Raw genomic sequence first — 12,414 nt, 5'->3', positions numbered from 1 at the left:
GGATTTCAAGGGGCGGGCGGGGGGGGGGAGGGTTCTCCCGCGGCTCAAAGGGGGAGAAAGAAAAACGCGCCCAACCACCCCCCCCCCCCCCCGCCGCTGTATTCATGCCCTAGTAGGGACCGGTGCGCGGCATCCGGGGCCCGGAGAGCGCCCCGACCCCCGGGAAGTCCAGGTTCGGGCAGCTCAGGCCCTCCTCCGGGACGGTCCTGTCCACGAAGTACGCGTTCACGGACTCGTCGATGCACTCCGAGATCCCGCCGTAGACGGTGTGCCAGTACCCCTCATAGGTGATGAGGTGCCCGTCGGCCTGCTCCGAGGAGGTCAGGGACCAGTCGTAGACCGTCGCGAAGTCGTGCTCGTTGCCGATGAAGACGATCGGCGGCGCGTGGTCGACGTCCAGCTCCTCCCGCTCGTTGCTCTGCTCGATACCGGAGCCGACGCACGCGAGCGCGTTCGAGTTGTACGGCGTCCACTCGACGTTCGGGTACTCCTCGGCGAGCCCGCCGAGCAGGTCTTCGAACTCGGCGTAGTCCTCGATCGCGAACCCGAAGTCCTGGCACCATGCCGGGTAGTAGAGGTTCTCGAACTCCTCTTCCTCCTGGAGCGCCGAGGGTTCGGGCAGGATCTCGCCGTTCAGCATCGCCTCGTACTCGGCGGCGAGGCCGGGCCAGAACTGCGGGAAGTTGGCGGTGAACGTGAAGCCCTCCGTGAGGACGAAGAAGTCGATCGGCTCGCCGAAGTACGGGTCGGTGAGCGTCCCCTCGCGGGCGCGCGCCTTGAGCTCGGCGTGGACGGTCTCGACGTCCTCGCCGTGGAGCGCGCACTCGGCCTCGGCCTCGCACCAGTCGGCGAACGCGGTGAAGTTCTCCTCGACCGCTTCGGTCTCCGTACTCATGAAGTCCCATGCGGACTCCAGGCTGTGGTCCATGTTCCCGTCGAGGACCATCGTGCGGACGCGGCGCGGGTACTGCTCGGCGTACTGCTGGCCCATGAGGGTCCCGTACGAGTAGCCGAGGAAGTTGAGCTTGCCCTCGCCGAGCGCGCGGCGGATGCGCTCCATGTCCTCCACGGTCTCGAGGTTCGAGACGTGGTCGAAGAGCTTCCCGGTGCGTTCGCGGCAGTCCTCGGTGAGGGCCGCGTTGGCGGCTTCGAGCGCTTCGAAGGACTCCTGGTCGGTCGGGATGCCCACGGCGTTCACCGCGTCCAGTGCCTCAGCGCCGCAGAGCACCCGCGTGCTGGTGTTGACGCCGCGCGGGTCGAAGCCGACGAGGTCGAAGCGCTCGGCGGCCTCCCCGGTGAGCGGGTTGAAGCCCTTGACGGCGTCGACGCCTGAGCCGCCGGGCCCGCCGGGGTCCATGAGGATCGTGCCGATCTTCTCGTCCGGGTTCGCGGCCTGCCTGCGGGCGAGGCCGATCTCGATCTTCTCGCCCCAGGGGCGGTCGTAGTCGAGGGGGACGGAGATTTGGGCGCAGTCGACTGCTTCGGCCGGGTCCACGTCGGGGCACGGCTGCCAGTCGATGCCGTGGTGCGAGGGGCCCGCGGACGCCGGGGCGGCCGCAAGGAGGGTGATCGCGAGGACCGCCGCCGATGCGGCGGCGGTCAGATGGCGGGTGGACGGTCTCATACTGGATGCCTTCCAGCTGAAGTGAACCCGGCCCGCGCGGACGCGTGCCGGGCGTTCGTTTCCACCCGTGATTCTATGAAAAGTCTTGGTCCACTAGGGTTCCCGAGACTTGTCCCTTTCGTTCAACTGCGCCGCTTAAGGATCGCCCGCCCCGCTGCTACCAGCAGGTGCCGCCCTGCTTGCGTTCGGCGATGCGGTCGCGGACCCGGCCGAGGCCGCTGGCGAGGGCTTGGCGTTCCTCGGGCGTGAGCACGTCGATGAGGATCTCGCGCACGGCCTCGACGTGCCCTGGGGCGGCGCGTTCGAGCGTCGCGCGGCCCTCGGGGGTGATCTCGGCGAGGACCCCGCTCTTGCTCCACTCGCACTGGCGGCGGGTGACGAGCCCGGCCTTCTCCATCTGCCCGATCTGGTAGGTCAGGCCGCTCTTGGAGTTGATGAGCCGCTCGGCCAGCTCGGTCATGCGCATCGCGCCCGCCTCGGCGCCGTTCAGGGCCATGAGGATCTGGTACTGGAGGTGCGAGAGACCCATGTCCTCCTTGAGCTGCTGGTCGAGCTCGCGGTCCACGAGCGTCGCCGAGGACACGAACGCGATCCACGCTCGCATCTCCTCGTCGTTCAACCAATTGGTGTGACCCATGCCTCCAGCCTACCTCCTTGTTCAAATTTGAACTCAACTGTACCTTAGTCGAGGCGGTTCAAATTTGAAACGCCAGGAGTATCGGAGACGACATGGAACACGTTCACGCGACCGCCGCGGTCCGCACCCGCGTCACCATCCCGCTGACCTTCGCCGACGGCTACCAGACCACCGCCGAAGCCGTCACCTTCAAGGGCCTCGCCGACGGCCAGGAGCACGTCGCGATGGTCTTCGGCCACCCCGCCCCCGGCGACGCGCCGCTCGTGCGGCTCCACTCCGAGTGCCTCACCGGCGACGTCTTCGGCTCCGCCCGCTGCGACTGCGGCCCCCAGCTGCGCGAGGCCGCCGAGCGCATCAGCGAGCGCGGCGGCGTCCTCCTCTACCTGCGGCAGGAAGGCCGCGGCATCGGCCTGTACAACAAGCTCGACGCCTACGCCCTGCAGGACGACGGCCTCGACACCTACGAGGCCAACGCCGCCCTGGGCCTGCCCGAGGACGGCCGCGACTACACCGCCGCCGCCCAGATGCTCGAAGCGCTCGGCACCGGCCCGTTCGAGCTCCTGACCAACAACCCGGACAAGGCCCGCCAGCTCCGCGACCTCGGCGCCGACGTGACCGCCACGGTCCCTACGGGCGTGTTCGCGACCGACAGCAACGTGCGCTACCTCAGCGCCAAGGTCCAGCACACCGGCCACACGATCGCTCTGGCAGGCCTCGCCGCCTGACGACCGCCGAAAGGGCCCCGCATCGCATCGGTGCGGGGCCCTTTCGCTACCCGACTGGCCGCTTGATTAGACGTCTGCCAAAATAGGCGCATGTCGAAGCAACCTGTTCACCTCGCCATGCGCGGCGATCTGGACGACTGCCGCGTGCCCCTCGTGAGCGAACCGCTCAACGCCGACCAGGCCGAGCGGCTCGCCCCGTCCTTCAAAGCCCTCGGCGACCCGGTGCGGCTGCGGCTGCTCTCGCTCATCGCCTCCCACGCGGGCGGCGAGGTCTGCGTGTGCGACCTGACCGACGCGTTCGACCTCACCGCGCCCACCATCTCCCACCACCTCAAAGTGCTCAAGGACACCGGCCTCGTCACGGCCGAACGCCGCGGCACCTGGGTCTACTACCGCGCCGAACGCACCGCCCTCGACCTGCTCTCGGGCCTCCTCGCCGCCCCGGCCGCCGCATGAGCCCCGTGCGCCTCTCGACCCTCGACCGGTACCTGCCCGTCTGGATCGGCGCGGCCATGCTCGCCGGGATCGCCCTCGGGCAGTTCGCGCCCGCCGTCGGTAAGGCGCTCAACGCGGTCCAGATCGGCGGGATCTCCCTGCCGATCGCGGCCGGGCTGCTCGTCATGATGTACCCGGTCCTGGCGAAGGTCCGCTACGACCGGCTCGACTCCGTCACCGGCGACAAGCGCCTGCTCGTCTCCTCGCTGGTCCTCAACTGGCTCGTCGGCCCCGCGCTCATGTTCGCCCTCGCCTGGGTCTTCCTGCCCGACCTGCCCGAGTTCCGCACCGGCCTCATCATCGTCGGCCTCGCCCGCTGCATCGCCATGGTCGTCATCTGGAACGACCTCGCGTGCGGCGACCGCGAAGCCGCCGCCGTCCTGGTCGCGCTCAACTCGGTGTTCCAGGTTCTGGCCTTCGGCGGCCTCGGCTGGTTCTACCTCGACGCCCTCCCGCGCTGGCTCGGCCTCGACGCCACCGGCCTCGACGTCTCCGGCTGGGAGATCGCGCTCAACGTCGCCGTCTTCCTCGGCGTGCCGCTCGCGGCCGGGTACCTGACCCGCACGCTCGGCGAACGCCGCAAGGGCCGCGCCTGGTACGAGGACCGGTTCCTGCCGCGGATCGGCCCGTTCGCGCTCTACGGCCTGCTGTTCACCATCGTGGTCCTCTTCGCGCTGCAAGGCGAGGCGATCATTGCGAGGCCGCTTGACGCCGCCCGGATCGCGGTACCGCTGCTCGTCTACTTCGCGCTCATGTGGGCCGGGTCCTTCGCCCTCGGCAGGGGCATCGGCCTGGGCTACGAACGCACGACGACGCTCGCGTTCACCGCCGCGGGCAACAACTTCGAACTCGCCATCGCGGTCGCCATCGCCACGTTCGGTGCCGCCTCCGGCCAGGCCCTGGCCGGGGTGGTCGGCCCGCTCATCGAGGTCCCCGTGCTCGTCGGCCTCGTCTACGTCAGCCTGTGGGCCCGCCGCTTCTTCACCGCCGCAACGCAAAGGAACACCGCCAATGTCTGACAAGCCGTCCGTGCTCTTCGTCTGCGTCCACAACGCCGGGCGCTCCCAGATGGCCGCCGGGTGGCTCGCCCACCTCTCGGAGGGCCGCATCGAGGTCCGATCCGCCGGGTCCGCCCCCGCCGAGAGCGTCAACCCGGTCGCCGTCGAGGCCATGCGGGAGGTCGGCATCGACATCGCCGCGCAGCGCCCGAAGGTCCTCACCGTCGACGCCGTCGAGGCCTCCGACGTGTGCATCACCATGGGCTGCGGCGACGTCTGCCCCGTCTTCCCCGGGAAGCGCTACCTCGACTGGACGCTGGACGACCCGGCCGGGCAGGGCATCGCGCCCGTCCGGGCCATCCGCGACGAGATCAGGGCCCGCGTCGAAGGCCTGATCAAGGAGCTGCTGCCCTAGGGGGTGCGCCAGCACCCCCTAGCCCTTGACGGCGCCGATGATGACGCCCTTCTTGAAGTGCTTCTGCACGAACGGGTAGATGACCAGCGCCGGGACGATCGCGATCATCACGATCGCCATCTTCACCGCCAGCGTCGGCGGCGCGTCCTGCAGGCCCGAGGCCTGCGGGAGCGGCGCCGACTCCACCACGTACGTGCGCAGCACCAGCGCGAGCGGCCACTTCGCGGTGTCGTCCAGGTACAGGAACGCGTTGAACCAGTTGTTCCAGTACGCGACCGCGTAGAACAGCGTGACCACGGCGATCACCGCCTTCGACAGCGGCGCCACGATCTGCCACAGCACCCGGAACTCCCCGGCGCCGTCGATCCGCGCCGAGTCGAACAGCTCCTGCGGGATGCTCATGAAGAACGCCCGCAGCACCACGACGTTGAACGCGGACACCGCCATCGGCAGGATGACCGCCAGGTAGTTGTCGCGCAGCCCGATCGCACTGACCCACAGGTACACGGGGATGAGGCCCGGGAAGATCACGAACATCAGCAGCACCGAGAACAGGATCGTCTTGTGCCCGAACGATCCCGGCCGCGACAGCGAGTACGCGCCGAGGACCGAGACGACCACGCTGATGACCGTCCCGACCGCCGTGATCCCCAGTGAGACCACAAGGGACCGCAGCACCACCGGGTTGCGGAACATCTGCTCGTACGCGCTGAACGTGATCCCGTCGCCCGGCCAGATCACCAGCCCGCCCACGCGGTTCACGGTCTCGCCGCTCGACAGGCTCGTCAAGGCGATCGCATACAGCGGGAACAGGATCAGCAGCGCGATCACCACGATGCTCGCGCCCTTGGCGGCCAGCCCGGCGGCGGTCGGCTGCTCTTCCCAAGCGGGACGCTTCGGAGAACTCATGACTTCGAATACACCCCCCGCTCGCCCAGCAAGTGGGCGAACCTGTTGGCGGCCAGGATCAGTACGAGCCCGACCACGCCCTTGAACAGCCCCGCCGCGGCCCCGTAGTCGAAGTCGCCGGTGCGGATGCCGCTGTAGTAGACGAACGTGTCGAAGACCTCCGAGGCCTGCGACCCCACAGCGCTGCGCTGCAGGAAGAACTGCTCGAACCCGACGTTCAGCGCGTCGCCCAGCCGCAGGATCAGCAGCAGCACGATCACCGGCCGGATGCCCGGCAGCGTGATGTGCCAGAGCCTGCGCCAGCGCCCGGCCCCGTCCACGGCCGCCGCCTCGTACTGGTTCGGGTCGATCGCGGCCAGCGCCGCGAGGAAGATGATCGCTCCGAACCCGGCCTCCTTCCAGATCGCCTGCGACGTGACCAGCAGGATGAACGTGTCCGGATCGGTCATCCAGTCCACGCCCTCGAACCCGTTGGCGCGCAGCACCTGCGAGAGCAGCCCCGCCCCGCCGAGCATCTGCTGGAAGATCGCGACGACGAGCACCCACGAGAAGAAGTACGGCAGGTACACCACGCTCTGCAGCATCGCGCGGAGCCGACCGGACGCGATCGAGTGCATGAGCAGCGCCAGCGCGATCGGCACCGGGAAGTAGAACACCAGCTGGAACGCGGTGATCGACAGCGTGTTCACCACGGCCCGCAGGAACTCGGGGTCGCCGAACAGCAGCTGGAAGTGCGTGAACCCGACCAGGCGCGACTCGAAGATCCCGCCGGTGAACGGCTTGTAGTCCTGGAACGCGATCACGTTGCCCAGCGCGGGAATCCACCAGAACCCCCACACCAGCAGCATCATCGGCGCGGCCATGAGCAGCAGCGGCCAGTCGCGGCGCAGCCGCTCCCGCCAGTGCGTCTTCGGCTTCGCCCTGCGTTTCGGGGCGTCCGCGGTCGGGCGGGCTTCAGTTGCCAAGGCGCTCACAGGCGGTCGTTGTCCTCTGCGACCTTGGTGTAGTACTCGCGGGCCGAGTCGCCGACCTTGGTGCGCCAGTCCTCGACCAGGCCCGTCCAGTCGGCGACCTCGCGCTGGCCGCGGTAGATCTCGTGGTGGGCGTCGGTCATGGGCTCGTTCTCGGCGGAGAGGTCGGAGGGCATCTCGATGCGCAGGCCCTGGAACGGGTGGTCGTCGAGGAACGCGGCGGCGTTGGTCTCCCACGCGTGCTGGGCTTCGACCAGGCCGGGGTACTGGAACTTGAAGTTCGCGTTGGCGCGGCCGGAGAGGAACAGGTAGGTGTTGGCGACTTCGGCCTGGCCGAGGTCGGTGCGCTGGGGCACGCCTTCGGCGTCGACGGTGAAGTGGACGCCTTCGACGCCGTCCCAGACGAGGTCCCATTCCTTGGTGCCGTAGGGGGCTGAGCACCAGTTGGCGACGCGCAGGCACTCCTTGATCCGGTCCTCGGAGAGGTCTTTGCGAATGAAGGTGAACATGCCGGCCGGGTCGTCGCGCCAGATGGTGGGCGTGCCTCCGGCTTCGCGGGCCATGGGGTTCACGGCCTGGAGGTCGAAGCCCTCGACGGTCTTGTAGGTGCCGAGCATCTCGTGCCAGGCGCCGAGGCCGTCCTCATAGAACACCGCTTGGCCGGAGCCGATGATCTCCTTGGAGTTGGTGAGGCGGTCGGCGACGTAGTCGGGGTGCACGAGGCCCTTGTCGAACACGGTGCGGGTGAACTCGATCGCGGCGGCGAAGGCCTCGGTCTCGAACTTGTGCACCAGCTTGCCGTCCTCGACCTTCCAGAGGGTGGGGACGCCCATGGCCTCCTGGACGGTCTGGTCGAGGCTGGCGAACGCCCAGCGGTTCTTGGACGGGTCGTTGACCTCTTCGGCGATGGCCAGCAGCTCTTCGAGGTTGCGGGGGTGCTCCAGGCCCAGCTCGTCGAGGATGTCCTGGCGCGCGAACATGGTGTTCGTGTAGGGCGCCCGCTCCCAGGGGACGCCGAGGAGGGTGCCGCCGAAGACGCCCATGGCCCAGGCGGCCGTGGGGTAGGAGGCGAGCAGCGGGTAGTCGGCGCCCTTGTCTCCGGCGACGTAAGGGGAGAGGTCGGCGAACAGCTCGTTCGCGGCCTCGCTGAAGTCGGAGAGCTTGATGATCTCCCAGCCGGGGATCTGGAACATGTCCGGGACGTCGCCGCTGGCGAGGGTCGTGGTGATCTTGTCGAGGTAGTTGTTGCCGTCGGCGATGTTGAAGACGACCGTGCCGCCGAGGGCTTCGTTGACGGCGGTGAAGTAGGAGTTGTCGGGCAGGCCGGGCGGGGCCGGGTTCCACAGGGGAGTGATCGCGGTGATCTCCTCGCCGGTGGTCATGGGCGCCTCGGTGACGGCCTGGACCGGTGCTTCGGGGCGCGAGAGGTAGCCGGGGGAGACGGTGCCGTCGGGCTGGCCGGGCAGGTCGGGCTCGACGCCGCCGTCGTACGGCGTGTACGTGGGGAGCAGGTCGGCGAGTTCGTCCGATCCCGCCGCCGTGCCCTCGGGTCCTTCGTCGAGGGCCGCGCATCCGGCGAGGGAGGCGGCGACCGCGCCCGCCGCGCCCGCCTGGAAGAGACCGCGGCGCTGGATTCGGAACGCGGGGACGTTGCTTGAGGTGTCGCCCATGGCGATGCCTTTCGTTGGGGGATGCAGGCTGCCGGGGGCCTTTGCTTTAAAGGTATGACCAAACAAATATAACTGCTTCGATGAGACGTACGCAACACCCCTCCCATTGGCAACGTATGTCCAGCCCACGGCCGGGGTCAGCGGTGTTTGCGGCCGCGGGCCTGGAAGAGGACCGCGGTCGATGCCACGGGGACCATGCGAACTGCGGATCGGCGGTGGAGGAGCCACAGGGCGAAGTCGGCCAGTGCGGGGCGGATGCCGCGGAGTTCCAGGGGCACACCGTGTTTCGCGCATTCGTTGACGAGGGTCTTGCGGTCGACCAGGAGGGCGGGGTCGTGGACGCCGCGAGTGGCGATGCGCGGGAGGCGTTCGGCCAGGTCGATCGCGAGGAAGCGGCAGAGGGCGGTCGCTGCGAGCGTGTCGATCACCAGGAGCCCGCCCGGGCGGAGGAGCCGGCACGCCTCCGCGACCGCGCGGGGGAGGTCCGGCACGTGCTCCAGGATCTCGCCCGCCACGACCACGTCCGCGCAGGTGTCCGGCAGGGGTACGGCGAGCACCGAGCCCCGGATCGCGAGGACCCCGTGCGCGGCGGCGAGCTTCAGTGAATCGTGCGAGAGGTCCACGCCGATGTGCCTGTACCCCTTGCCTTCCAGGTGCGGCGCGAGCAGACCCGCGCCGCAGCCGAGGTCGACCAGGACCGCGCCTTCGCGCGGCGCGGCCGGAACGAGCTCGGCCCGTGCCGCCGCGAGCCAGTGGAGCATCGCGAACACGCCCCGCGGCCGCCACCACTCGTCCACCAGCCGGTCGTAGAGGGCCGGGTCGTTCGGTGTTTCGGGGCTTCCGCTCATGCCGCCAGGGTGGCACACTGGCGCCGTGAAGCAGTTGACGGCGAGCCGCGCGCTGGTGGTGACCTCCCACCCGCTGCCCGCCGTCGCGGTCACGGCCGTCGCAGCGGGACTGGCGACCGGCTCCCACCGCCCGGTCCTCTCGGCCGTGCTCGCGACGGCGGCCGTCTTCGCCGGGCAGCTCTCCGTCGGCTGGCTCAACGACCTCGTCGACGCGCCCCGCGACGCCCGGGTCGGCCGCACCGACAAACCCCTGGCCGCCAAGGAGATCCGGCCAGCGGCCGTACGGACCGCGTTCATCGTCTCGGCCGCCGCCGCCATCGCCCTGACGCTCTTCTCGGCCCCGCTCGCCGCCGCCGCGCACCTCGCCGCCCTCGCCTCGGCCTGGGCCTACGACCTCGGACTCAAAGCCACCGCGTTCTCAGTGGCGCCGTTCGCGTTCTCCTTCGGACTGCTGCCCGTGTTCCTCTCGAACGGCGATCCGTTCCCGCCGCCGTGGCTCATCGCCGCCGCCGCGACCCTCGGCTCGGCCGCCCATTTCGTCAACGTGCTGCCCGACCTCGCCGACGACGCCGCCACCGGCGTACACGGCCTCCCGCACCGCCTCGGCCCCAAGGCGAGCCGCTTCGCGACCGCCGCCCTCGTCCTGGCCACCTCGGCGCTCCTGGTCTTCGGGCCGGAAGGCACGCCCTCGCCGCTCGCGCTCGCCACCGTCCCGGCCGCGGTGGGCATCCTCGTCGTCGGCTTCGTCCTCGACAACCGCCCCCGCTCCCGGGCGGCGTTCCGCGCCGTCATGCTCGTGGCCCTCATCGACGTCGCCCTGCTCCTCCATATTGGAATATCGGCGACTTGAGCGCGTGAGGGTTGATCGGGCCCGGCGTTCCGAGGACACTGATGCCCATGACTGCAGCAGAGAGCCCCGGCGCACGCGCCCTCGCGCTGGCCCGCGAACTCGCGCCCGGCCTCGCGGCACGCGCGGGCGCCCACGACGAGCGCGGCAGGTTCCCGAAGTCGGACTTCGCCGACCTGCAGGCGGCGGGCCTGTACGGCCTCATGGTGCCCGAGCGGCTCGGCGGGTTCGGCGCCTCGTTCGGCGAGTACTCCCGCGTGGCCGCCGCCCTCGCGCGCGGCGCGGGCTCCACGGCCCTCGTGTTCAACATGCACGCCTCCGTCACCGGCGCGCTCGCGCAGACCCCGGACGACCTCATGCGCCTCCTCGGCGCCCCGAAGAGCTCGTTCGAAGCCCGCGACAAGGCCCTCGAAGCCGCCGCGGGCGGCGCCCTCTACGGCGTCGCGATGAGCGAGCGCGGCACCGGCTCGCGGCTCTCGCTGACCAAGACCGAGTACCGCCGCACCGGCTCGGGCTACCGCATCACCGGCAGCAAGGCCTTCTGCTCCGGCGCCGGGCACGTGGACGCCTACCTCGTGACCGCCCGCAAAGCCGACGCCGAGGACCCGCAGGTGTCCTACTTCCTCGTCCCCGCCGGGGACGGCATCCGCGTCGAAGAGACCTGGGACGCACTCGGCATGCGCGCCACCGGAAGCCACGATGTCCACTTCGACGTCGAAGTGGACCCGGGCGCCCTCCTCGGCGGCGTCGAAGGCCTCACGCTCATGATCGCCGAGGCCATGCCGCAGTGGCTCGTCGCCTCCTACTCCGCCGTCTATGCGGGCGTCGCGCGCGCCGCCGTGGACGCCGCCGCCGAACACCTCCGGGCCCGCGGTCTCGGCCGCCTCCCCGCCGCGCGGGCCAGGCTCGGCCGCGCCGACAACGCGGTTGCCGCCGCCGAACTCGTCGTCGCCGAGGCCGCCGCCCGGATCGACCGCGCCCCAGGCGATCCCGCCACAAACGAGTGGGTCTGGCGCGCGAAGCTCACCGCCGGGGACACCGCCGTCCAGGTCCCCTCCTCGCTGCTCGAAGCGGCCGGGGCCTCCGCGTCCCGGCGCGGCCACCCCCTCGAACGGCTCTACCGCGACGCCCGCTGCGGCGCGCTCCAACCGGCCACTTCGGACGTGTGCGCCGACTGGCTCGGCACCGCCGCGCTCGGCGAGGACCCCGAGCACGACGCGGAGGTCCCGCGATGGTGACCGCGCGCATCGCCGGTATCGGCGCGGGCCTGCCGCCCGCCTACACCCAGGAGCAGTTGTGGGAGGACGTGTTCCGCTGGCACTTCTCCCGCAGCCGCGTCGCCCAGCGCATCTTCACCGCCTCCGACGTGCGCGCCCGCCACTCCGCGACCGACCCGGCCGAGTTCAAGGCCGTCGCCGAGTGGACCACCGCCGAACGCATGGCCCGCTACGGCGAGACCGCGCCGCCGCTCGGACTCGAAGCGGTCCGGAACGCGCTCGCCGCAGCCGGAACCGGGCCCGACGAGATCGGGCTCCTGACCGTCGTCACCTGCACCGGCTACCGCACGCCCGGCCTCGACATCGAACTCGCGCGGCTGCTCCCGCTCCCCGCCGACGCCCGCAGGCTCCTCATCGGACACACCGGCTGCCACGCCGCGCTCCCCGGGATGGCGACCGCCGCCGACTACGTCGCGGCCCGCGGCCGCCCGGCCGTGCTGCTCTGCCTCGAACTCACGTCACTGCATCTGCAGCCCGCCACGATCGACCCCGAGCAGATGGTCTCGCACGCGCTCTTCGCCGACGCCGCCGCCGCGGTCGTCCTGCGCCCCGACGCCGCGCCCGGCCTGCGCGTCGTCGATGTCGACTCGCGCACCGACACCGCCCGCCGCCACCAGATGACCTGGGACATCACCGATCTCGGCTTCCGCATGGGCCTCTCGCCGGAGGTCCCCGACGCGCTCGCCGAACACGTCGGCCCGCTCGTCAAGGACCTCCTCGGCCGCCACGGCCATGATGTGAAAGACGTGGCGGCCTGGGCCGTCCACCCCGGCGGCCCGCGCATCCTCGACGCCGTCGAGGAAAGCCTCGGCCTCGACCCGGCCGCACTCTCCTGGTCCCGCAATGTGCTTGCGGAGCACGGCAACTGCTCCTCGGCCACGGTCCTCCTCGTCCTGGATGAGATCCTGGCCGCCGGTCCACCGGACGGCCCGGTCGTGGCCCTGGCCTTCGGCCCCGGCCTCACCCTCTACGCGGCCCTCCTCGAACCCGGGGATTAA

At 70.5% G+C, this 12,414-nt stretch carries 13 protein-coding genes; 7 read left to right on the top strand and 6 right to left on the bottom strand.

Features of this window, described 5'->3' with window-relative positions; all coding sequences use genetic code 11:
- Nucleotides 1-109: 109 nt before the first annotated feature.
- Entirely contained in the window at nt 110-1,624 is a 1,515-nt protein-coding gene (locus ACZ60M_RS21300) for an alpha/beta fold hydrolase (RefSeq protein WP_465420590.1), read from the bottom strand.
- Between the two features lie 157 nt (nt 1,625-1,781).
- A complete protein-coding gene (locus ACZ60M_RS21295) occupies nt 1,782-2,261 on the bottom strand; it encodes a MarR family winged helix-turn-helix transcriptional regulator (RefSeq protein WP_465420588.1) in 480 nt (159 codons plus the stop codon).
- Nucleotides 2,262-2,353: 92 nt separating this feature from the next.
- On the opposite strand from ACZ60M_RS21295, the gene ACZ60M_RS21290 reads away from it, so the two are divergent.
- From ACZ60M_RS21290 to ACZ60M_RS21275, 4 genes are all read left to right on the top strand, one after another.
- Complete coding sequence (locus tag ACZ60M_RS21290; protein ID WP_465420586.1) at nt 2,354-2,986, top strand: GTP cyclohydrolase II; 633 nt, start codon at nt 2,354-2,356, stop codon at nt 2,984-2,986.
- Between the two features lie 90 nt (nt 2,987-3,076).
- Nucleotides 3,077-3,442 (top strand): ArsR/SmtB family transcription factor, encoded by a 366-nt coding sequence (locus ACZ60M_RS21285; protein ID WP_465420584.1) that lies wholly within the window; start codon nt 3,077-3,079, stop codon nt 3,440-3,442.
- Entirely contained in the window at nt 3,439-4,500 is a 1,062-nt protein-coding gene (gene arsB, locus ACZ60M_RS21280; protein WP_465420583.1) for an ACR3 family arsenite efflux transporter, read from the top strand. The genes ACZ60M_RS21285 and arsB overlap by 4 nt, the downstream gene beginning before the upstream one ends.
- Nucleotides 4,493-4,894, top strand: a complete 402-nt coding sequence (locus ACZ60M_RS21275) for an arsenate reductase ArsC (protein ID WP_465420581.1) — start codon at nt 4,493-4,495, stop codon at nt 4,892-4,894. Before arsB ends, ACZ60M_RS21275 begins: the two co-directional genes overlap by 8 nt.
- Before the next feature lie 18 nt (nt 4,895-4,912).
- Here the strand turns inward: ACZ60M_RS21275 and ACZ60M_RS21270 are convergent, their stop codons facing one another.
- The 4 genes from ACZ60M_RS21270 to ACZ60M_RS21255 all read right to left on the bottom strand — a co-directional run bounded on the left by ACZ60M_RS21270 (nt 4,913) and on the right by ACZ60M_RS21255 (nt 9,292).
- Complete coding sequence (locus ACZ60M_RS21270; RefSeq protein WP_465420579.1) at nt 4,913-5,803, bottom strand: carbohydrate ABC transporter permease; 891 nt, start codon at nt 5,801-5,803, stop codon at nt 4,913-4,915.
- The gene (locus tag ACZ60M_RS21265) at nt 5,800-6,768 is read right to left on the bottom strand and encodes an ABC transporter permease (RefSeq protein WP_465420594.1); all 969 of its coding nucleotides are present in this window, start codon (nt 6,766-6,768) and stop codon (nt 5,800-5,802) included. The genes ACZ60M_RS21270 and ACZ60M_RS21265 overlap by 4 nt, the downstream gene beginning before the upstream one ends.
- Before the next feature lie 5 nt (nt 6,769-6,773).
- Nucleotides 6,774-8,444 (bottom strand): extracellular solute-binding protein, encoded by a 1,671-nt coding sequence (locus ACZ60M_RS21260; RefSeq protein ID WP_465420577.1) that lies wholly within the window; start codon nt 8,442-8,444, stop codon nt 6,774-6,776.
- A 137-nt stretch (nt 8,445-8,581) separates the two neighbouring features.
- Nucleotides 8,582-9,292, bottom strand: a complete 711-nt coding sequence (locus tag ACZ60M_RS21255) for a methyltransferase domain-containing protein (protein WP_465420575.1) — start codon at nt 9,290-9,292, stop codon at nt 8,582-8,584.
- Nucleotides 9,293-9,317: 25 nt separating this feature from the next.
- Between ACZ60M_RS21255 and ACZ60M_RS21250 the strand changes: the two genes are divergently transcribed.
- From ACZ60M_RS21250 to ACZ60M_RS21240, 3 genes are read left to right on the top strand one after another with little or no spacing between them, the layout of a single operon-like run.
- Nucleotides 9,318-10,142 (top strand): UbiA family prenyltransferase, encoded by an 825-nt coding sequence (locus ACZ60M_RS21250; RefSeq protein WP_465420573.1) that lies wholly within the window; start codon nt 9,318-9,320, stop codon nt 10,140-10,142.
- A gap of 47 nt (nt 10,143-10,189) precedes the next feature.
- On the top strand, nt 10,190-11,377 hold the full coding sequence (locus ACZ60M_RS21245; protein WP_465420571.1) for an acyl-CoA dehydrogenase family protein: 1,188 nt from the start codon (nt 10,190-10,192) through the stop codon (nt 11,375-11,377).
- The gene (locus ACZ60M_RS21240) at nt 11,371-12,414 is read left to right on the top strand and encodes a type III polyketide synthase (RefSeq protein WP_465420569.1); all 1,044 of its coding nucleotides are present in this window, start codon (nt 11,371-11,373) and stop codon (nt 12,412-12,414) included. Before ACZ60M_RS21245 ends, ACZ60M_RS21240 begins: the two co-directional genes overlap by 7 nt.

This window comes from Glycomyces sp. NPDC050141 (genome assembly GCF_055586545.1).
This window is presented reverse-complemented; position numbering and strand designations above follow the sequence as displayed.

Excerpts from the sequence above, each read along its gene's own strand:
- ACZ60M_RS21300 (WP_465420590.1), bottom strand. The coding sequence starts at position 1,624 with ATGAGACCGTCCACCCGCCATCTGACCGCCGCCGCATCGGCGGCGGTC.
- ACZ60M_RS21255 (WP_465420575.1), bottom strand. The coding sequence starts at position 9,292 with ATGAGCGGAAGCCCCGAAACACCGAACGACCCGGCCCTCTACGACCGG.
- ACZ60M_RS21290 (WP_465420586.1), top strand. The coding sequence starts at position 2,354 with ATGGAACACGTTCACGCGACCGCCGCGGTCCGCACCCGCGTCACCATC.
- ACZ60M_RS21245 (WP_465420571.1), top strand. The coding sequence starts at position 10,190 with ATGACTGCAGCAGAGAGCCCCGGCGCACGCGCCCTCGCGCTGGCCCGC.
- ACZ60M_RS21295 (WP_465420588.1), bottom strand. The coding sequence starts at position 2,261 with ATGGGTCACACCAATTGGTTGAACGACGAGGAGATGCGAGCGTGGATC.
- ACZ60M_RS21260 (WP_465420577.1), bottom strand. The coding sequence starts at position 8,444 with ATGGGCGACACCTCAAGCAACGTCCCCGCGTTCCGAATCCAGCGCCGC.
- ACZ60M_RS21285 (WP_465420584.1), top strand. The coding sequence starts at position 3,077 with ATGTCGAAGCAACCTGTTCACCTCGCCATGCGCGGCGATCTGGACGAC.
- ACZ60M_RS21240 (WP_465420569.1), top strand. The coding sequence starts at position 11,371 with ATGGTGACCGCGCGCATCGCCGGTATCGGCGCGGGCCTGCCGCCCGCC.
- ACZ60M_RS21275 (WP_465420581.1), top strand. The coding sequence starts at position 4,493 with ATGTCTGACAAGCCGTCCGTGCTCTTCGTCTGCGTCCACAACGCCGGG.
- ACZ60M_RS21270 (WP_465420579.1), bottom strand. The coding sequence starts at position 5,803 with ATGAGTTCTCCGAAGCGTCCCGCTTGGGAAGAGCAGCCGACCGCCGCC.
- arsB (WP_465420583.1), top strand. The coding sequence starts at position 3,439 with ATGAGCCCCGTGCGCCTCTCGACCCTCGACCGGTACCTGCCCGTCTGG.